Source organism: Undibacterium sp. YM2 (assembly GCF_009937975.1).
Classification (GTDB): Bacteria; Pseudomonadota; Gammaproteobacteria; order Burkholderiales; family Burkholderiaceae_D; genus Undibacterium.
This window is the reverse complement of sequence record NZ_AP018441.1, coordinates 1,636,313-1,654,730: the sequence shown is the minus strand read 5'-3', so window position 1 is coordinate 1,654,730 and position 18,418 is coordinate 1,636,313. Positions and strand designations below refer to the sequence as shown.

The 18,418-nt window shown below is 51.2% G+C and carries 18 protein-coding genes; 10 read left to right on the top strand and 8 right to left on the bottom strand.

Annotated elements, in window-relative coordinates; translation table 11 throughout:
• Positions 1–260: 260 nt before the first annotated feature.
• The 3 genes from UNDYM_RS07335 to UNDYM_RS07325 form a co-directional block, all read right to left on the bottom strand.
• On the bottom strand, positions 261–1,067 hold the full coding sequence (locus tag UNDYM_RS07335; RefSeq protein WP_162040456.1) for a transporter substrate-binding domain-containing protein: 807 nt from the start codon (positions 1,065–1,067) through the stop codon (positions 261–263).
• A 229-nt stretch (positions 1,068–1,296) separates the two neighbouring features.
• Positions 1,297–1,611, bottom strand: coding sequence for a hypothetical protein (locus UNDYM_RS07330; protein ID WP_162040455.1), 315 nt, complete (start codon positions 1,609–1,611; stop codon positions 1,297–1,299).
• A 290-nt stretch (positions 1,612–1,901) separates the two neighbouring features.
• Positions 1,902–3,578, bottom strand: coding sequence for a peptide chain release factor 3 (locus tag UNDYM_RS07325; protein ID WP_174244928.1), 1,677 nt, complete (start codon positions 3,576–3,578; stop codon positions 1,902–1,904).
• A gap of 262 nt (positions 3,579–3,840) precedes the next feature.
• Between UNDYM_RS07325 and UNDYM_RS07320 the strand changes: the two genes are divergently transcribed.
• The 9 genes from UNDYM_RS07320 to UNDYM_RS07280 all read left to right on the top strand — a co-directional run bounded on the left by UNDYM_RS07320 (position 3,841) and on the right by UNDYM_RS07280 (position 13,407).
• Positions 3,841–4,542, top strand: coding sequence for a hypothetical protein (locus UNDYM_RS07320; RefSeq protein WP_162040453.1), 702 nt, complete (start codon positions 3,841–3,843; stop codon positions 4,540–4,542).
• Between the two features lie 88 nt (positions 4,543–4,630).
• Positions 4,631–5,644: a S1/P1 nuclease gene (locus UNDYM_RS07315; RefSeq protein ID WP_162040452.1), complete on the top strand. Its 1,014-nt coding sequence runs from the start codon at positions 4,631–4,633 to the stop codon at positions 5,642–5,644.
• Positions 5,645–5,674: 30 nt separating this feature from the next.
• Positions 5,675–7,531 (top strand): signal peptide peptidase SppA, encoded by a 1,857-nt coding sequence (gene sppA / locus UNDYM_RS07310; RefSeq protein WP_162040451.1) that lies wholly within the window; start codon positions 5,675–5,677, stop codon positions 7,529–7,531.
• Positions 7,532–7,703: 172 nt separating this feature from the next.
• Complete coding sequence (locus UNDYM_RS07305; RefSeq protein ID WP_162040450.1) at positions 7,704–9,524, top strand: CIA30 family protein; 1,821 nt, start codon at positions 7,704–7,706, stop codon at positions 9,522–9,524.
• Between the two features lie 35 nt (positions 9,525–9,559).
• Positions 9,560–10,675, top strand: a complete 1,116-nt coding sequence (locus UNDYM_RS07300) for a sensor histidine kinase (RefSeq protein WP_232063799.1) — start codon at positions 9,560–9,562, stop codon at positions 10,673–10,675.
• Positions 10,672–11,277 (top strand): response regulator transcription factor, encoded by a 606-nt coding sequence (locus UNDYM_RS07295; RefSeq protein WP_162040449.1) that lies wholly within the window; start codon positions 10,672–10,674, stop codon positions 11,275–11,277. Before UNDYM_RS07300 ends, UNDYM_RS07295 begins: the two co-directional genes overlap by 4 nt.
• A gap of 97 nt (positions 11,278–11,374) precedes the next feature.
• Positions 11,375–11,944: a hypothetical protein gene (locus UNDYM_RS07290; protein ID WP_162040448.1), complete on the top strand. Its 570-nt coding sequence runs from the start codon at positions 11,375–11,377 to the stop codon at positions 11,942–11,944.
• Positions 11,945–12,002: 58 nt separating this feature from the next.
• On the top strand, positions 12,003–12,881 hold the full coding sequence (locus tag UNDYM_RS07285) for an AraC family transcriptional regulator (RefSeq protein WP_162040447.1): 879 nt from the start codon (positions 12,003–12,005) through the stop codon (positions 12,879–12,881).
• 46 nt (positions 12,882–12,927) lie between these two features.
• Positions 12,928–13,407 carry an NADH-quinone oxidoreductase subunit B family protein gene (locus tag UNDYM_RS07280; protein ID WP_162040446.1) on the top strand — a complete coding sequence of 160 codons (480 nt, stop codon included), beginning with the start codon at positions 12,928–12,930 and terminating at the stop codon, positions 13,405–13,407.
• Between the two features lie 98 nt (positions 13,408–13,505).
• Here UNDYM_RS07280 and UNDYM_RS07275 read toward each other — a convergent pair whose 3' ends face one another.
• From UNDYM_RS07275 to UNDYM_RS07265, 3 genes are all read right to left on the bottom strand, one after another.
• A complete protein-coding gene (locus tag UNDYM_RS07275; RefSeq protein WP_162040445.1) occupies positions 13,506–14,735 on the bottom strand; it encodes a S9 family peptidase in 1,230 nt (409 codons plus the stop codon).
• A gap of 280 nt (positions 14,736–15,015) precedes the next feature.
• Positions 15,016–15,873 (bottom strand): SDR family oxidoreductase, encoded by an 858-nt coding sequence (locus tag UNDYM_RS07270; RefSeq protein ID WP_162040444.1) that lies wholly within the window; start codon positions 15,871–15,873, stop codon positions 15,016–15,018.
• 49 nt (positions 15,874–15,922) lie between these two features.
• A complete protein-coding gene (locus UNDYM_RS07265; protein ID WP_232063796.1) occupies positions 15,923–16,456 on the bottom strand; it encodes a nuclear transport factor 2 family protein in 534 nt (177 codons plus the stop codon).
• Positions 16,457–16,553: 97 nt separating this feature from the next.
• On the opposite strand from UNDYM_RS07265, the gene UNDYM_RS07260 reads away from it, so the two are divergent.
• A complete protein-coding gene (locus tag UNDYM_RS07260; RefSeq protein WP_232063791.1) occupies positions 16,554–16,961 on the top strand; it encodes a helix-turn-helix domain-containing protein in 408 nt (135 codons plus the stop codon).
• A 37-nt stretch (positions 16,962–16,998) separates the two neighbouring features.
• Here the strand turns inward: UNDYM_RS07260 and UNDYM_RS07255 are convergent, their stop codons facing one another.
• Together UNDYM_RS07255 and UNDYM_RS07250 are read right to left on the bottom strand one after the other, a co-directional pair.
• Positions 16,999–17,340: an NIPSNAP family protein gene (locus UNDYM_RS07255; protein ID WP_162040443.1), complete on the bottom strand. Its 342-nt coding sequence runs from the start codon at positions 17,338–17,340 to the stop codon at positions 16,999–17,001.
• Between the two features lie 99 nt (positions 17,341–17,439).
• Positions 17,440–18,276 (bottom strand): serine hydrolase, encoded by an 837-nt coding sequence (locus tag UNDYM_RS07250; RefSeq protein WP_162040442.1) that lies wholly within the window; start codon positions 18,274–18,276, stop codon positions 17,440–17,442.
• Between the last annotated feature and the right edge of the window lie 142 nt (positions 18,277–18,418).

The window sequence follows — 18,418 nt, the reverse complement described above, 5'->3', positions numbered from 1 at the left end:
CAAAGCTATTGACTGCCTCATCCCCTTGCAGGGCGCATGTGCGCTTGCAAGCGCACATCGTACGCAGGCGTGCAACATGCTGCACGAAACCCCTGCTTTACCCTTGCCAGCCCACGTTATGAGGCAAACGCATCTCACCCTATTTATGAAATGAGTTCTAGTGACATCAAATGGATTACATCCACTTAATCATACATGCGTAATCAGCCGGCAATCCATATCAGACAGTATTGCCGACTTAATTTCAGCTTGTTTGTCGCTTATTGTGCAGCAGGTGCCTTGCTGACATCCTTGCCAAACCATTTATTGGATACTTTGGCAAAGCTGCCGTCTTTGATAATGTCAGCCAGGGCAGCATTCAAAGCAGCCGCAAACTTGGGGTTGGCTTTTTGGAAGGGAATACCATTTTTTGCAATTTCACCGATAGGTGCGCCAGCCTTGATAGGCAGATTGCTGGTTTTGACGAGGTAGGCAACCATCAGGCTGTCATTCAACGCGGCATCAACACGGCCAGCAGCCAAGTCTTGAAGGTACTCTGGTGCACCTGGATAACTTTTAACTTCAACGCCTGCAACAGCCTTGGCACGTTCTTCATAATTACTACCCTGCCCTACACCCAGTTTTTTGCCTTTCAGGTCTTCCAGGCTCTTGAACTCGCGTTTCTCATCTTTTTTGACGATAAGCTGGGCACTGGAGACAGTGTATGGGTCAGAGAAATCAAAAGTCTCCTGACGCTTGGCAGTAATGCCGACCTGATTGACGATGACATCAAATTTACCAGCGGACAAGCCTGCGAGTATGCCGCTCCATTCAGAAGTCACGAATTCTGGTTTGACACCCAGTTTAGCCGCCAGTAATTTGGCAACATCAACGTCAAAGCCAGCCAGTTCATTGGTTTTGGTATCTTTAAAATTGAATGGAGGGTAAGTACCTTCCAATGCGATTTTCAAGGTGCCGCGTGATTTAACGGTATCGAGCAAATCAGCAGCAGTTGCCGACAAAGAAGCACTGGCCAAAATAACGCCAGCCAGCAAAGTGGAGATTGTTTTTTTTGTAGAAATTTTCATTATATTCCCTAGGGGTTTACTGCCTTTCATCACACTGCAATGAAGACAAATACATTCACACATGCCGGATGGAAAGATTCTCCGGCGACCTGTGTATGATATGGAGTCAGGCTGACGAAGGACAACGAAGTATTTCTTATTTGCATATACCTGGGGCAGCTATATGCGCAAAACAAGGAAGCCTGAGCAAACAAAAACGCCACCGCATGGCAGTGGCGTACAGATGACATCAGAAAGAAGGAAGGTCACTCAAATTATGCCCAGGGGCATCATTGCTGGCAGTACTCAGGCCATGTGCGCCATCTTCATACAGGATACCGACTACTTTTGGCCCCAGTATGATGCCGTTTTCACTCTGGAACTTGGGCAAGACTTCATCACCGTTGGCGATGGTGTCCAGCACAGCCTGTACATCCGCTTCCTGGGGGTCATCCACCGTGGCTGGTGGCATCACTTGTCCGCCTTTGCTCTTGCCCCAGCGCACCTTGGCGATACGCTGTCCACTGTCATCAAAACGGACGGCTTCGATAAAAAATAATGCCATGATCACGCTCCTCATCTAAGTTGCAAAGAAAACCGGGAAGGAAATTGAATTGCCTGTGCAAATTTCTACAATTATCAGGAACTGCACCAGCCTGTTACTTTATCTTGCGCCTTTAGTATGACAGCTATATGTCATGATGCCGTGTAAAAAAAGCACCTTAAATCAACATGTTAGCAAATTAAAATCTGCGTTCAAGTAAATTTTTTCGACCTCAATAGCAAAGCGGCTGACAGAAGCTTTTCGCTCTGTCAGCCGTCAGTTTGCTCGCTGTGCTTCGCTGTCTTTTTTAATCAGCTCAATTTTGCTGCATGTTCACGTGTAGCGTGGAAAGTTACGCCAGGCCAACGTTCTTGTGTCAGCTTCAAATTCACACCCGATGTCGCCAGATAAGCCATATTGCCCGCGGCATCATAGGCGATGTTGCCACCAGCGCTGGAGCGTTCAAAATCAGCCAGCATTTTCTTGTCGTCACAACTGATCCACCGGGCGCTGCTGATACTGGTGCCTTCAAACACGGCATCGACACCATATTCATTTTTAAGGCGGCTGGCGACCACCTCAAACTGCAGGACACCCACCGCACCCAGCACCAGGTCACTGCTGACAACTGGCTTGAATACCTGCACGGCACCCTCTTCACCCAATTGTTGCAAGCCTTTTTGCAATTGCTTGATTTTCAGCGGGTTCAGGATACGTGCTGTACGGAAAAAGTCGGGCGCGAAATACGGGATGCCGGTAAATTGCAGCAATTCACCCTCTGAGAAACTGTCGCCTATCTGCATATTGCCATGGTTGGGCAAGCCTATGATATCGCCTGCATAAGCCTCTTCCACCTGCTCGCGAGAAGACGCCATGAAGGTCACAACAGACGATACCTTGATGTCACGGTTCAGGCGCAGATGCTTGAGCTTCATGCCACGTTCAAACCGGCCCGAGCACACGCGCAGGAAGGCAATACGGTCACGGTGGGCTGGGTCCATATTCGCCTGGATTTTAAAGATGAAACCAGAGAATGGCACTTCCTTGGGCTCTACCGCACGTACGGTAGCATCACGTTCGCGCGGTGCAGGAGCCCAGTCCAGCAAGGCATTCAAAATTTCACGCACACCAAAGTTATTGATGGCAGAACCAAAGAATACCGGCGTCTGCACACCGGCCAAAAAGTCTTCCAGGCTGAATGGGTGGGATGCGCCGTGCACCAGTTCGACTTCCATCTTCAGTTGTTCGATCTCCAGCGGGAACATTTCAACCAGACGCGGGTTATCAATGCCCTTGATGACTTCAAATTCCTGGTCAGCACGTTCGCTACCTGGCGTGAACAGCAGGATTTCATCTTTCAGGATGTGATACACACCGCGGAAAGTCTTGCCCATGCCTATAGGCCAGGTCACTGGTGCACACTGTATCTTCAGTACAGATTCCAGTTCATCCAGCAACTCCAGCGGGTCGCGGGTTTCGCGGTCCATCTTGTTGACGAAGGTGATAATGGGCGTATTGCGCATGCGGCAAACATTCAGCAGCTTGATGGTCTGTTCTTCCACACCCTTGGCAGCATCGATCACCATCAAGGCAGAATCGACTGCAGTCAATACGCGGTAGGTATCTTCAGAAAAGTCCTGGTGGCCTGGAGTGTCAAGCAGGTTGACCACGTGGTCGCGGTATTCAAACTGCATGACGGAGGATGCCACAGAAATACCGCGTTGCTTTTCGATTTCCATCCAGTCAGATGTCGCATGGCGGCCACTCTTGCGTGCCTTGACTGTACCTGCCAGCTGGATCGCGCCGGAGAACATCAGCAGCTTTTCAGTCAGCGTGGTTTTACCCGCATCCGGATGGGAAATGATGCCGAATGTACGACGGCGTGCCACTTCGCGGCTGATCAGGTCTTTCGATGCCGCGCTGACCGTGCTCGTCTCTGAGACTGACTCGTGGCCGGATTCAGCGTTATCGTCTGGGGATGTATTCATGGTGTTCATGCTGATACCGCAAAAATGGAAGAAAAACACGCAAGTTTAGCTGGTATTGAGGGCGAAGTCGAATGCAAGCACTATCAGGATCAGCGCAATTTACGGCTCATCCAGGAAAAATGAAGGAAATAACAATTTCGCCAAGAGATTATCTTGCACTTTACCGCGGCAATGCCATGATATGGAGATGCCGATATTGACGCTCATTTAGCCCGCCATGAAGAAATTTGCTCTTACAGCAACATTTTTTGTTTGCCTATTCATGTCCATGCCAGTACAGGCAGGCTCTGGTTATTATCTGGTCAGTATCTATGAAAATGAGGGTGAAAAGACCATAGACTTCAAATCCTGGTCTTCATTTCCAGAAAACCGGGCGACCTCCACCGTACCTGAGCTGGGTATCAGCTATATGCCCAACAAGACCTGGTACACCGAAGTCTATGCCAGTTGGGCAAAACGTGGAGCAAGTTCGCTGGCAAATAGCGCCTGGACCTGGCAAAACGACTTCCTGCTCACCCATGGCCAATATCCCGTTGATCTGGCGCTGCATACCAGCCTGAACAAGAATATCGACAGCAGCCGTGGCGTGGACTTTGAATTTGGCCCGGCCATGCAGACTGAATTTGGTCGCGTGCAGGTAAATACCAATGTATTTCTGGAAAGAACTTACCGCACCACGCCCACCAGCCGCATGCAGATGAAATACCAGTGGCAGGCTAAATACCGCCTGCGGTCTGAGCTGGAATTTGGTTTGCAGGGCTTTGGAGAACTCGGTGACTTGGACGACTGGTCAGCCAGAGCCCGGCAATCTCACCGCGCCGGCCCCATGATTTCTGGCAATTTCAGGCTGGGAAATGCACCGGACAGCAAACAAGCCATCAGGTATGAGGCCGCGTATGTCATGGGCAAGCTCAATGCCCGCCATACCGGCGTATTCAGCATGCGCCTGCAATATGCTTTCTGATGTACACACAATTTAATCAGTTTGCTATATCCTCGTCATCTTTGCCCTTTACTATTCCTGGTATTGATCACTATTTATCGACATTTCTATGAAAAAGCTACTGATATCCGCTTTCATGCTGGCGCTGGCCAGCTTGCCACAACTGGGTTTTGCCTGGGGCGCTGATGGACACCAGACGGTCGGTGCCGTTGCCGAAAACCTGCTGGCAGGCAGCAAGGCTGGAGCCCAGGTCAAGGCACTGCTGGGTGATAACTCGCTGGAAAAAATTGCTGTATGGGGTGATTGCGTCAAAGGCATCGCACCGGACAAGGATTTTGCCTATACCTCTGCAGGCCGTTACCCTGAATGTGCATCTTTCGAGACGGCAGCAGGCATCGCCGCCATGGCCGACTATGTAAAACGCAATAACACCAATTGCAACCCGGCTTCTGACGAAGAGAATTGCCACAAGCAATATCATTATGCCGACGTGGCTTTGCAGCATGATCAATACAAACTGGGCTATGTTGGCACCAGCGATCACGACGTCGTGTATGCGATACGCGCTGCGGTCATGGTCTTGCAAGGCAAGACTCAGCCTGCCCCGTTCAATTTCAAGGACAAGCAGGAAGCCCTGATGTTATTGACCCACTATGTCGGTGACTTGCATCAACCGCTGCATGTAGGATCTGTGTTCCTGAATGCGGACGGCAAGATCGTCAATCCTGATGAGGGCCAGTATGACCGTGGCAGCAATACCGTAGGCGGTAATGCGCTGCAATGCCCATGTGGCAATCTGCATTCGCTGTGGGATGACCTGCCACAGCAGTTCAAACGTGGCCGCATGAATGATGCACTGACCAAAAAGGCAAAAGCGGTGGCACCAACAAATGGCGCCATCGAGGAATTGCCCGTCTTGTGGGCCAATGATGCCATCCGTGATGCCAGGGTTTTGTTTGCCGGCACACAATTCAGCAAAAGCACACCGAACCAAAGAGGAAATAACTGGTCTATCGCTTTACCGCTGGAATATGAAAAAACCATGCTGAACATGAAGGAAGATGCGCTGGCCCGTGCAGGTGCTCATCTGGCCCAGCTGTTAAAAACCATCTGGCCCGAATAATTCAGTCTTACGTCACATTAGGAAATTTTTATGGCTTTCACTCCGCTACGCTGGGCAGGACAAGGATTTAAATACCTCTGGAATGCGCTCGATTTCAGCCGCAGGGTATTTTTCAACCTGCTGATCCTGGCTATTCTGATCATGATCATCGTTAACATTCTCAGTAGCGGGGTTAGAAAAATAGAAAACAAAACTGCCCTGGTGCTGAATCTGAAAGGCACGCTGGTCGAACAACATGACAGCAGCCCGCGTGAAGCACTGCTGGCAGAAGCCAGAGGCGATACCAAGAGAACCACGCAATTGCGCGATGTACTGGCTGTGCTGGATCAGGCAGCCAAGGACCCGCAAATCAGCAGCGCAGTCTTGCTACTGGATGAAATGGGTGGAGCGGGTCTTGCCACCCTGCGCGAAGTAGCAACGGCGATTGACCGCTTCAAGGCCAGTGGCAAAACTGTCGTCGCCTGGGGTTCCAGCTTTGACCAGCGCCAGTACTACCTGGCCTCGCATGCAAATGAAGTCTATCTGCACCCCATGGGCACTGTCATGATTACCGGCTTTGGCAAATACCGCAATTACTATCGCGATGTGCTAGACAAAGTGGGAGTCACCGTGAATGTGCTCAAGGCGGGTAACTTCAAGAGCTTTGGCGAACCCTATGTTGCCAAAGGCCCTTCAAAAGAAGCCGCAGAAGCAGAAAGCTATTTATACAATGGCCTGTGGAAAACCTATACCAGCAATGTAGAAAAAGCCCGCAAGCTGCCCGATGGCGATATCATGCGTGGCATCAATGACCTCGGCAAATTGCTGACAGATGCAGGCGGTGATCTGGCCAAACTGGCGGTCAACGCCAAACTCGTTGATGGTTTGAAAACCCGTGACGAATTGCGTGAACTGATGCTCAAGCGCGGTATCAGGGATGAGCAGATCAAGAGCTTTCGTCAGATTTCCTTTGACGACTACCTGGCCAGGGTCAAGACCAAAACTTTTGGTGACGCTGTAGGCGTCATCGTTGCTGCTGGTGAAATCAGTGAAGGAACTGCGCCTCCAGGTTCCATAGGTGGTTTATCGACATCGCAGATGATACGCAAGGCAAGAGAAGACGACAGCATCAAAGCCATCGTGCTGCGAGTCGATTCTCCCGGCGGCAGTGCCTTTGGTTCTGAATTGATACGCCGCGAACTGGAACTGACACGCAAGGCTGGCAAACCCGTTGTGGTCTCCATGGGTGATGTTGCGGCATCGGGTGGCTACTGGATTTCCATGGCATCTGACGAGGTGATCGCAGATGAAGCGACGATTACCGGCTCTATCGGTGTCATCGCGATTTTGCCATCTGCCGATAAAGCTGCCGACAAACTGGGGGTACACACTGCGGGTTCACCAACCACCTGGCTGGCCGATCCTTTCAATCCCCTGCGTCCTTTTAACGCGCGTTTTGCCCAGGTCTTGCAGACCAGCATAGACCATACCTATGCTGAGTTCACCTCCAAGGCAGCGGCAGCGCGTAAAACCACGCCAGAGAAAATCAATGAAGTTGCCCAGGGCCGCGTCTGGACTGGCATACAAGCCAAGGAAAGAGGCCTGGTCGATACCATAGGCAGTTTTGGTGATGCACTGAAATCGGCATCCACCCGCGCCAAACTGGGGGCAGACTATCGCATCAGCTACATAGAACGTGAGCCTTCCAAGATAGACCGCCTGCTGAGTATTTTTGACGCCAAGATAGCCAAGGTATTGCAAGACAACTTCAAGCTTGCTGCCGTACCTACAGGTTTGCCACCAGCGGCTGCAAGCCAGGTGCTGAACGACCTGAGCTGGCTGGCAGAAGTCAATAAAGAAGGCAAAGGCTTCACTGCATTGACGCATTGCCTGTGTACTGCACCGTAAATTGATTGTTTTTGCAGTAAAAATCCCGCAAGCTTGCGGGATTTTTTTTGCCTGCCAGGCAAATCAAACCAGACCCGACATGACAAATGTCATCTCAAACTGATGGCATTTGCTTCTGTTTTACCAACACCAGGCGAGGCAAAATGACGACATACAAAACAAGGAGAAATAAATGCATAAAACCTCACTCGCCCTGGCACTGGCTGTTTGCGCTGGCACCATTCATTTCCCGGCAAGCGCTGCGAGTTTTCTGATTGAACATGTACGCGTGTTTGATGGCCAGAAAATCCAGGCTGATAAAAATGTGCTCATCGTCGATGGTAAGATCCAGGACAGCAATTTCACTGGCAAGCCTGCCGCCGATACCACCATCGTCAATGGCAAAGGCCGCACCCTGCTGCCTGGCCTGATCGACGCCCATGTACATGCATTCCAGGATCAGGAACTGCCACTGCTATATGGTGTAACCACACAGATCGACATGTTCAGCAATGTGGACATGCTCAAGGCCATCAATGAAAAAATGCGCAAAGGCGAGAACCGCGACCGTGCCGACATCATCTCTGCAGGCATACTCGCTACTGCCCCTGGCGGCCATGGTACGGAATACGGCATGCCCATCCCCACCCTGACCAAGCCTGAAGAAGCACAGGCCTGGGTGGATGCCCGTATCGCCGAAGGCTCGCACTTTATCAAGATCGTCATCGAGCATGGCAGTGAAGAACACTCTTTCAACAGCCTGGACAATGCCACCGTCAAGGCGCTGGTCAAGGCCGCACACTTGCGCAACAAACTCGCAGTTGTCCATATAGGTACCCTGAAAGAGGCACAGGATGCGCTGGATGCCGGTGCAGATGGGCTGGTACATCTTTTCACCGACAGGCAAATCAGTGAACAGCATTTGCGTGCACTCGTCACCAGCGCAAAAAGCAAACATGCTTTCGTCATACCGACTTTCGCGGTACTGGAGAGTATTGCTGGCCTGAAAGAACAGGATGTCCTGTCCGACCAGCGTATGAACGGCCTGCTCAGCAAATCGCAACTGCAACCTTTGAATACACCGTATGGCTACAAGCCTGATGCTGATTTGCTCAAGGCCCCAAGGAAGGTAACAGCAGCCATGCATGCTGCTGGCATCCCTGTCCTGGCAGGTACCGATGCTGGCAATTCCGGCACCCAGTATGGCATCAGCCTGCATCATGAACTCGCTGCACTGGTCGAGGCAGTCCTGAGCCCAATGGCAGCACTGGAGTCAGCCACATCGGTGGCAGCCACCGCCTTCAGGCTGAAAGACCGTGGCCGCATCGCCAAGGGTTACAAAGCTGATCTCTTGCTGGTTGAAGGCGAGCCGGACAAAGATATTCTCAACACGCGCAATATTGTTGATGTATGGAAGGATGGCGAGCGCGTCACGGCACAACGCGAGCAAAAACTGCAGGAAGTCGCCAAACAAAAAATGCAAAAAAATCTGCTGGTCAATATACCTGCAGATGGACGTATAGGTCTGTTCAGCAAAGACAAACTGGCCAGTCCTTTTGGCTCAGGCTGGTATCCATCCAATGACTCCCCCATGGGTGGCAAATCTACAGTCACCCTGAAAGTCCTCGAGTCTGGCAAGGATGGCGATGTGCCTGAACATGCGCTCTCGGTCGCTGGCAGTATCAACCCTGGTTTTACTTATCCCTGGGCTGGTCTGGCTTTCTTTCCCGGCAATAAGCCTATGGAAGCAGTCAATCTCGGGAATGCCAATACCTTGAAATTCCGTGTCAAAGGTGATGGCAAAGACTATAGCGTTGGCATCAGCATGCAAGGCAGCTTTATCCCCGTCACAGTCAGTTTCAAAACAACGGCAGAGTGGCAGGAAATTTCTATTCCCTTCACTAAATTCAAGGGTATGGATCCCAGCATCATCACTATCCTTGCCTTCAATGCCGGGCCGCAAACCGGAGAATTTCATTTTGAAATTGCCGATATCCGCCTTTTGAAGGAATAATGCAGCATTCTTGATTCAACACCCAGGGTAAAGCCGTGACCAGAAAAATCTTATCAATACTCTCTTTCCCCTGGGTGCCAGCACGTTATGGCAAGGCACCCTACTTCTGGCTACTCTCGTTTGCCATTTTTGGCTGGAAGTATTTATACGTGACACCAACAGTTGAGGAAATAGCCTGCCTGGCACTGAGCCTGCTGCTATTCCTGCCTGTTTATTTTTACAGCTTCTGGTGCTCGGGCTGGCGCCTGTATGCATGCATCATATTTATATGCACCCAGGGCGTCATGTGGGCACCTTATAACTATGGCGGTTCCACTTTTTGCATATTTGCTGCCACCATCTGTTCACGTTTGCCAGATACCCGCAAGGCTTACCTGACTTTATTCTGCATCGGTATCGTGATAGTCAGTGCCAGTCTGCTGATGCACCTGGATTCTTATTTCTGGGTACCGGCGCTGATCTTCAGTATCCCCAGCGGGGCTGGTGCCATCATCAGTGAGCGTCTTGGCCGCAGCAATGAAAACCTGCTCAAGAAGCAGGAAGAAGTCGAATACCTGGCAGCCCTTGCCGAGCGTGAACGCATAGCCAGGGACTTGCACGATTTGCTTGGTCATACACTGTCAGTGATTACCCTGAAGGCCGAACTCGCTGGCAAACTGCTGGACAGAAATCCCGAGGCCTGCAAAAAAGAGATCAATGACATAGAGCACACTGCCCGGCAGGCACTGGCAGAAGTGCGGGCCGCCGTCATCGGCTATCGCGCCACCGGCCTGGGGCATGAACTACAGTCTGCGAAAAAAACCCTGGACGCGGCTGAAGTGACCCTGCTCAGCGAGATTGAGCAATTCACCATACCCTCAGCACAGGAAAACGTGTTGGCGCTGGCATTGCGTGAAGCCATTACGAATATCATACGGCATGCCCATGCCAGCCAATGCCACATCAGGCTTTACCAGCATGATGCGCATGTCATCTTGAAAATCAGCGACAATGGCGTCGCCGGACAAACTGGTGCAGTACGCAAAGGTAGTGGTTTGAACGGCATGAGTGAACGTGTACTGGCCCTGGGTGGAAGCCTGCAAGTACAGGTAGCACCAGGCGCCATAGGCTTGCACCTGGAATTATCTTTGCCCTTGAAAGAAAAGACATGATACGCATCATCATCGCCGAAGACCAGGCCCTGGTATCTGGCGCACTGGCCGCCCTGTTGGGCCTGGAAGACGACCTGGAAGTCATTGCGCTGGCAAAAAACGGCCAGGAAGCCTTGGCCTTGTGCGAAAAAGAACAGCCAGACATACTCGTTACCGATATAGAAATGCCCCTGATGACAGGGCTGGAACTGGCAGCAGCAATTGCAGAGAAAAAGCTCAACAGTAAAGTCATCGTGCTGACCACCTTTGCCCGCAGCGGCTACCTGCGCCGCGCCATGGCCAGTGGCGTGCGTGGTTACATGCTCAAGGACGCGCCTGCTGATACGCTGGCAGCCGCCATACGTACGGTGCATGGCGGTGGTCGTGCTATCGCGCCGGAGCTGGCGATGGAAAGCTGGGGCGGAGAACAAGACCCGCTGAGCGAGCGTGAACGCCAGGTTTTACGACTGGCAGGGTCGGGTTCCAGCAGTACAGAAATTGCCAGGATCATGCATTTATCGGAAGGTACGGTACGCAATTACCTGTCAGAAGCGATCAGTAAACTACATGCAAAAAACCGTGTGGATGCCTATCGCCTCGCGAGGGATCAAGGCTGGTTGTAAAGTCACAGGCAGCCTATAATTGTAAGGACGAAATGCAGGGCTAAAAAGGATGAAGACGATGAGGAAAGCAGTTATTTTTTGGATATGCAGCCTTCCCTTGCTTTCCTACGCCGAGCAAACCGCGCTTGAAGCGAAGTCAGACGCGCTGCGCGAAGCAGCCATGAGTGCATTTGAAAAGAATCACGACCAGAAAAAAGCATTGCAACTGAATGCCGCCGCGCTCAAGCTCAGCCGCTCTTTGCCAGCAAGCAGCTGGCGCACAGTAGAAAACTATGATGATGCCGGTTTGTATTATTACGAGAGCAGCAAATGGAAGGCATCTGCCCAACACCAGGCAATCGCAGTCTTGCTGGCTTGTGGCATGGAAGAAAGCAAGAGCATGTTCCCGCTGTATGTAAAACGCCTGGGATTTGCTTTTTCCAAATACCGCCCGGGCGAAGATTTTGCACCCATCGCAGCCAATCCACTGTTACTCCTGAAAGATATCCGGCTGAATCTGCGTGCCTATGGCGACTTGAGAAGACGCTATTTCAAGACCGTCAAACTCAAGCCAGATGCACAGACTTCAACTATTACTTATCTCTACAAAATAAAACCTGAGACACTGCCAGCCACATGCTACCTGCCACCAGACCAGGCCCAGGAGCAAGCAGTCAGGAGCGAATAAGCTTTTTGCAAACAGGCTACAATAGCGCCAATTCTTCCGCAATCAAAGTTAGCCTAAATTGCAAGATTATTTATCCCATGTCAGCCTCGCCCCACATCCCCTGCTGGCGGATGTCTGCATGCATTTTCTGGTCAAGGACATTCCCGACTGTTGGTACACCGTACCTGCCAGCCCACTACCTATGTTGCTTGTGGTCACGCATGGTGCAGTTGAAATGGAAAACGGGCAAACATTGCCTCCCCTGACTGTCGTAGGCCCCAGCCGTCATCGCTACCGTGGCAAGGCTCAACCCGGCTCAAGATTTATTTCAGCCGCGTTCCGCCCAGGCAAGCTCAGCGCTATCCTTGGATATCCCGTGGATGAATTCAGTGATGCTGTCATTGATCTCGCCGATGTGCTGCCGCCATCCAGCTGTCATGAATTCCAGGACAAACTGCATGCTGCCTGCGGCACTGCTGCCAAAGTAGAAGTGGTGCAAGACATGTTGCTACGTTGGCGTTTGCTGGAAAAACCACGCATCGCCCCGCTGGCGATGCCACCTCACTGGATCAGCAAGCCAGGCGATGAGCTGGCTGACCAACTCGGTCTGGGTACCAGGCAGTTCGAGCGACGTTTCCTGGCCAGCTTTGGCCTGAGTTTGCGCAGCTACAAACAGCACTTGCGTTATGGCGCGTCGCTGATGCAAGTCATGCTGGGCAGCTTGCCAGCCCCTACCTGGGCTGAATGTGCCATCAGCTTTGGTTATGCTGACCAGGCACACATGAACCGTGACTTTGCCCGCTTTACTGGTCATACACCAGCCCAGCTCATGCGTGGGATTGCAGCTCAAGACCCTGCGCTCTGGGCCTTCCGTTTCAATGAAACTGACGTGGGAAAGATGTTTATCCCATTAGATGAAATCGATGTCGTTTCGGTTCAAGACCAGCTTATCTCTTGAATCCATAATCAGGTCTTCTTATACCAGGCAAGCAAGGGCCCACATCATGGAAGAGCAAGCAGGTTTGTTTCAGGATTCATACATCCTCACCAACGTCAACGATCTGATGAACAAGGTACAGAGCAACAGCATGTGGTACCTGTCCTTTGGCCTTGCCTGTTGCGCTGTCGAGATGATGCAGGCTGCCAGCGCACGGTATGACATGGACCGCTTTGGCTTCATGCCACGCGCCAGCCCACGCCAGGCAGATTTGATGATCGTTGCCGGCACCCTCACCAATAAAATGGCCCCAGCGCTGCGCAAAGTGTATGACCAGATGGCCGAGCCACGCTATGTGATTTCCATGGGCTCCTGCGCCAACGGTGGCGGTTACTATCACTACTCTTATTCTGTCGTGCGTGGCTGCGACCGCATCGTGCCAGTCGATATCTATATACCCGGTTGCCCACCTACTGCAGAGGCGCTGATTTATGGCCTGTTGCAGTTACAGAACAAGATCAAGCGCAGCAATAGCTTTGCCCGATAATAAAAGGTTCTGGCACTTGATAGTAATCTGGTTCCATCGCACAGATGCTGCCATTACCCTGCACCGACAGAGATACAGGGAAGCATATCCATGAGCATTTATCTGCGATATGCATTCCCATAGCTGCCGTCAAGTTTGCCTTTTGCCCAGTCCGCCATCAGATCGTAAAAACCTGGCGTAATACGTGTCTGCTTGCGCGTACCATCTTTTGCTTCTGTATATTCCCACATGCCATGACCGGTATCGGGGAAGCGGTAAATCGTGATATTACTGCCCTGGCGACGCAGACTTGAGAGCCGTTCCAAAGTCACTGCACCCGGAGCCTGGCGGTCTTCATCCGCGAATACCCACATCTGTGGTACATCAACTTTGCGCAAGACCTGCATGGGATCAAGCGACCAGTCAATATTCAGCTTGTCGAATCTTGGTACGCCATTACGGCGCAAATCATCTACGGACATACTCAGGAACACACCTGAGTATCCTCCCTTTATACTTGTGAACCAGGCTTCTTTGCCAAACTGCTTCTGGATATCAGCAAGCTCATCAAACCCTTCTTTCAAATCAGATCTTGCTATTTTTGCTGTCACATCTGTGACTTTGCTGGCTTTGGCGAGTATGTCGTCGCCATAACCGTGATCGCGTAATTCCTTTCTGTCTTGCTCCGCATCCTGCCCCGTAATATCAACCGCCAGGCCAAAGCCAATCCCAAGAAACTCTGCCCTGGCCCGCGCTGCCGCGAGTGGCACTATCCACCCACCCTGACTCAGGCCTATGAGACCAAAACGACCGTAGCGCCCGGCTGCCAGTCGTTTGGCTTCGTGCGAAGCTGCTACCAGGTCATCGGCCAGGCGGGGGAAGTTTTGGGTATATTCTCCTTGCGAAAATCCGGTGCCGCGTTTGTCATACACAAAGACCGAAATACCCCGTCCGAGCATTTGATAAGGGTCACCTGCACGGTCTATCCAGCCAGTGCCTTCTGAGCCATGTGCATAGACAACCAGGGGTGTATTTTTTCCAGCACCGGGCGGTTCCATAGCTTCCATCAAGCGACCTGCGAGCACGACACCACCAGATTCAAATCGCGTGTTCAACTCAGAAATGATCAGCTTGTTCCAGACCTCCTCTCCTCGAACCAGAACTGCGTTTTTTCCACATATCAGCGTAGTCCCGGAATCCAGCGTATTGCCAAGCATCCCGTTGCTGAAGGTGTAGTTAAATCCTTTGTCTGCCTTGGTCACGACAACAAATGTCTGTTTGTCTTTTTTAAAAATACCTGTCTCACAAGGGGCCGATATAAAAGAGCTGGACTTCAATTGATCAGGCATAGTAACAGCCTGCGCAAACAGGCTGGGACATGCTAGCGTGCATGCAACAAACAGAGTGGACGATAATATTTTCACGCATTTCTCCAGGAGGAATCAATGCTGTGGATGCTATGCGGTATTGTCGTTGCCAGCTCTTGCAATCCGATGAATGCAGGATTTCGATGACTCAAACCCTGATCAAAGGCTTTGGAATAAAGGTTACATAAAAAAAACCAGTAAAACTGCGTGCAGCAGCTTACTGGTTTGGTTCGGCTTAATTTGGCCTATGATGACAAGTCGCTTACACCGTTGCCAAATGCGCTTGCAGCACAGAACGCAAAGTCGCCGTTGGCCGCTGTATCAGTTTGGACAACTGGCCATTGCCATCATACAAACCACCTTGTGCAGCGCCTGTATCGGATTGCGCCAGGATATGGGCAAAGCCTTCTGGCAAACCAAATGACACGAGCAAGTCCTTGTATTCAGTCTCCGCATAGTTCACATAAGCGACAGGCTTGCCTGACAGTTCAGCCAGGGTCGCAGCCAGTTCTGCGAGAGTGAATGCCTGGTCACCGGCCAGTTCATAGATCTTGCCGCCCTGATCACTGCCTGTCAGCACCGCTGCCGCGGCTACCGCAAAGTCAGCACGCGATGCAGCCGAGAATTTGCCCTCACCTGCTGCCCCAAATACCTTGCCAGTTTGTAGCGCAGTGCCCACTGCAGAGAAATAGTTTTCTATATACCAGGCATTGCGCAAGAACACGAAAGACAGGCCACTGTCGCGTATCAGCTGTTCTGTCTCTATATGTTCCTGGGCCAGCGACAGCGGTGAAGTATCTGCGTGCAGGATGCTGGTATAAGCAATTAATTCTACGCCTGCATTCTTTGCTGCCTGCACCACATTCTTGTGCTGTTCCAGTCTTTGCCCAATTTCGCTGGAGGACACCAGCAAGACTTTTTTCACTCCCTGCAAGGCCGTAGCCAAAGTCTCTGGCTGGCTGTAATCACCCTGGCGAACCTGTACGCCGCTGGCGCGCAAATCCTCTGCCTTGCTGACATCCCTGACGATGGCAACGATCTGATTCGCCGGGACCGTGTCCAACAAGGTCTGTATCACCAGACGTCCCAATTGCCCACTTGCTCCTGTTACTGCGATCATATTTATTTCTCCTGTTATGTGAAAATTCGTCAACGCTCATCAAAATTCATCAATTTTTAAGTGCAGAATCCCAGTGTTCATCTGCTTTTCCATCCACTATCCGCCAGGTATCAAACCAGGTGGTGGTGTATAAAAGCTTGTTGGTGGTCTTGTCCCTGACTGGCAAGGGATACATGACTGTTACCAGGTCACCTTCGGCGATGACTGCAACCACGGGTTTCGTCATCTTTTCCGGTATGGGTGTGGCCTGGACTTTTCTGACTTCGACAAAATACCTGACCACGCCATCGAGGCCGGACGCTGCGTTCGGGTTGTGTTGCAGGTAGCGTTTGGACAGATACTTGTCTGCCAGCTCCCAATGGCCCGCCTCCAGCAAGTCTTTCACAATGTGATAGACCACCTGCTTGTTGGCATGCAGCTTTGGATCGCTGCTGGTGAACAGCAGGTCAGGGTTTTCAACCCCGGCAACTGGCTCCTGCGCATGACTGCTAGATGGCAAAACGACAGACAATGTCGTGAACGCAAGCGTGATCATTGCGCCCGAAATCAGGTTTTTCTTGAATTTGTGCAACTGTTTTTTCATGACAAAGCATCTCCTTGTTTCGATATACTTGTATTAGCGATCGAATCAAGGTCTATAATAGAGACTATGTCTAAAAATTGTAAGGAGGCAGTTTTTCGTGTCCAGGTTACCAAAAGTGAACCAGGTTAAAAGCTTGGGGATGGCATCGGATTTTGATACGGACTTGTGCCCGGTCAGGAATGTGCTCGACCATATCAGCACCAAATGGACGCCGCTGATCTTGCTGACGCTGCAAGCAGGCCCTCTGCGCTTTAGTCAGTTGCATAAGCAGGTGCCTGACATTTCCAAGCGCATGCTGACACAGTCTTTGCGCGATTTGGAAAGGGACGGTTTACTGAGCCGGAAAGTGTTCCCAACCAAACCACCCAGCGTGGAATATGAATTGACCCCGCTAGGTATCTCGGTCATGCTGCCTTTGGGCGCCCTGGTAGAGTGGGCAGACAAGAATTTTGAACAAATCAAATTATCGAGGCAGACCTTTGATCAAGAGAATGGAGCTGCGTAAGCCCTGCATAGCACTGACCGAGACTGTAGCAGGCTATCTACGCTTTGTTCAACTCGCGCATGCTAATGATAGCGTCTTCTGACAACCAGATCAGAGTATTCATATACGTCTCGATGCGATCGACCAACTCTGCCCTGGGGCCATTTTTCCATTCGCTGGAACCATAGAAGGCATCTTGCTCTGCTTCCAAAGCTGCGCGGCTGGCATAAGAACGTATCAGGTAATAAGTCGCTTCTTCATGATCAGAATGCCCATAGGCGACTACATCCATATTCCTGCTTTTCAGCATGGGCACAGCAACGGTATGCACGGCATGATGGAAGGCCTCGGCAACGCCGGGTTTGAGACGATAAGTGCGGATTTCGACCAAGCGGGTCATGGTTTTACCTGTCAGGGTTCATTTGAGAATAGTCATGCTAGCACAAGCTGCTGGCATCCACTTATCATCAAACAAGCGCACTGACATGGGAGGACAAGATCAGCGATGATGCCTGTGTCTTCGGCTTATCTTTGCCTTGATTTCTTCTTTATAGCCCAACAATTTGCCTATATTCAATGCATCAGTCCAGCGCGCCGAACCAGCCCGTGCATTCAACAAAATCATGGTGGCTTTTTTGCCTGCCAATTTGACTCGCATGATCAGACAGGCACCGGCTTCATTGGTGAAGCCGGTTTTTGATAGCAGGATATCCCAGCCTTTTTTACCGATCAGGCGATTAGTGTTATGGAATTCACGGCTGAGCCCATTCTTCAAGGTGACACTGTCTTCACTGTCGGTCGTGATGTCGGCAATTTCCGGATAACGTGATGCAGCCTGCGCCATCTTCACCAGGTCAGCAGCTGTCGAAGTATTTTCTGGCGACAAGCCTGTCGCTTCGCGAATGACGGTGTGCCCCATACCCAGAGCGACCAATTTGGATTTGACCGCGACCATGAAGGCACCCTGACCACCAGGATAAGTGCGGGACAGTGCAGCGGCGGCACGGTTATCAGAAGACATCAGTGCCAGTTGCAAGGCCTCCCGGCGCGTCAGGCTTGAACCTATAGGAACATGGGAGCGGCTATGCTTGAGCTGGTCTTTATCCTCTTCTTCTATGGAGATTTTCTCATCCATGTTCGCCTTGCTGTCGAGCAGCACCATGGCTGTCATGAGCTTGGTCAGCGAAGCAATGGGTACGACCACATCGGAATTTTTTTCCAGCAAAACCTGGCCATTGCGCTCATCAACAACAATGGCATTTTGAGAACTTAATTGCATGGCAGACAGGCTGCCGCAGTACAACATCAGAACAACTAACAGCTTGGGCTTCAACATCTGGGCACATCGATTCTGTCACGGGATTAAACAAATAAGGCTGACGCAAAATTGCTAAGGCAAAGGGACAAACCCGAATATAACAATTTTGCGTCAACATTATAGAGAAAAACCAGCTTGCATACAGTCGGCAAGTTTTGCT

What these genes read in the sequence shown, in the direction of transcription:
- UNDYM_RS07335 (WP_162040456.1), bottom strand. Translation starts at nt 1,067, where the DNA reads ATGAAAATTTCTACAAAAAAAACAATCTCCACTTTGCTGGCTGGCGTT.
- UNDYM_RS07330 (WP_162040455.1), bottom strand. Translation starts at nt 1,611, where the DNA reads ATGGCATTATTTTTTATCGAAGCCGTCCGTTTTGATGACAGTGGACAG.
- UNDYM_RS07325 (WP_174244928.1), bottom strand. Translation starts at nt 3,578, where the DNA reads ATGAATACATCCCCAGACGATAACGCTGAATCCGGCCACGAGTCAGTC.
- UNDYM_RS07320 (WP_162040453.1), top strand. Translation starts at nt 3,841, where the DNA reads ATGTCCATGCCAGTACAGGCAGGCTCTGGTTATTATCTGGTCAGTATC.
- UNDYM_RS07315 (WP_162040452.1), top strand. Translation starts at nt 4,631, where the DNA reads ATGAAAAAGCTACTGATATCCGCTTTCATGCTGGCGCTGGCCAGCTTG.
- sppA (WP_162040451.1), top strand. Translation starts at nt 5,675, where the DNA reads ATGGCTTTCACTCCGCTACGCTGGGCAGGACAAGGATTTAAATACCTC.
- UNDYM_RS07305 (WP_162040450.1), top strand. Translation starts at nt 7,704, where the DNA reads ATGCATAAAACCTCACTCGCCCTGGCACTGGCTGTTTGCGCTGGCACC.
- UNDYM_RS07295 (WP_162040449.1), top strand. Translation starts at nt 10,672, where the DNA reads ATGATACGCATCATCATCGCCGAAGACCAGGCCCTGGTATCTGGCGCA.
- UNDYM_RS07280 (WP_162040446.1), top strand. Translation starts at nt 12,928, where the DNA reads ATGGAAGAGCAAGCAGGTTTGTTTCAGGATTCATACATCCTCACCAAC.
- UNDYM_RS07275 (WP_162040445.1), bottom strand. Translation starts at nt 14,735, where the DNA reads ATGCCTGATCAATTGAAGTCCAGCTCTTTTATATCGGCCCCTTGTGAG.
- UNDYM_RS07270 (WP_162040444.1), bottom strand. Translation starts at nt 15,873, where the DNA reads ATGATCGCAGTAACAGGAGCAAGTGGGCAATTGGGACGTCTGGTGATA.
- UNDYM_RS07265 (WP_232063796.1), bottom strand. Translation starts at nt 16,456, where the DNA reads ATGAAAAAACAGTTGCACAAATTCAAGAAAAACCTGATTTCGGGCGCA.
- UNDYM_RS07255 (WP_162040443.1), bottom strand. Translation starts at nt 17,340, where the DNA reads ATGACCCGCTTGGTCGAAATCCGCACTTATCGTCTCAAACCCGGCGTT.
- UNDYM_RS07250 (WP_162040442.1), bottom strand. Translation starts at nt 18,276, where the DNA reads ATGTTGAAGCCCAAGCTGTTAGTTGTTCTGATGTTGTACTGCGGCAGC.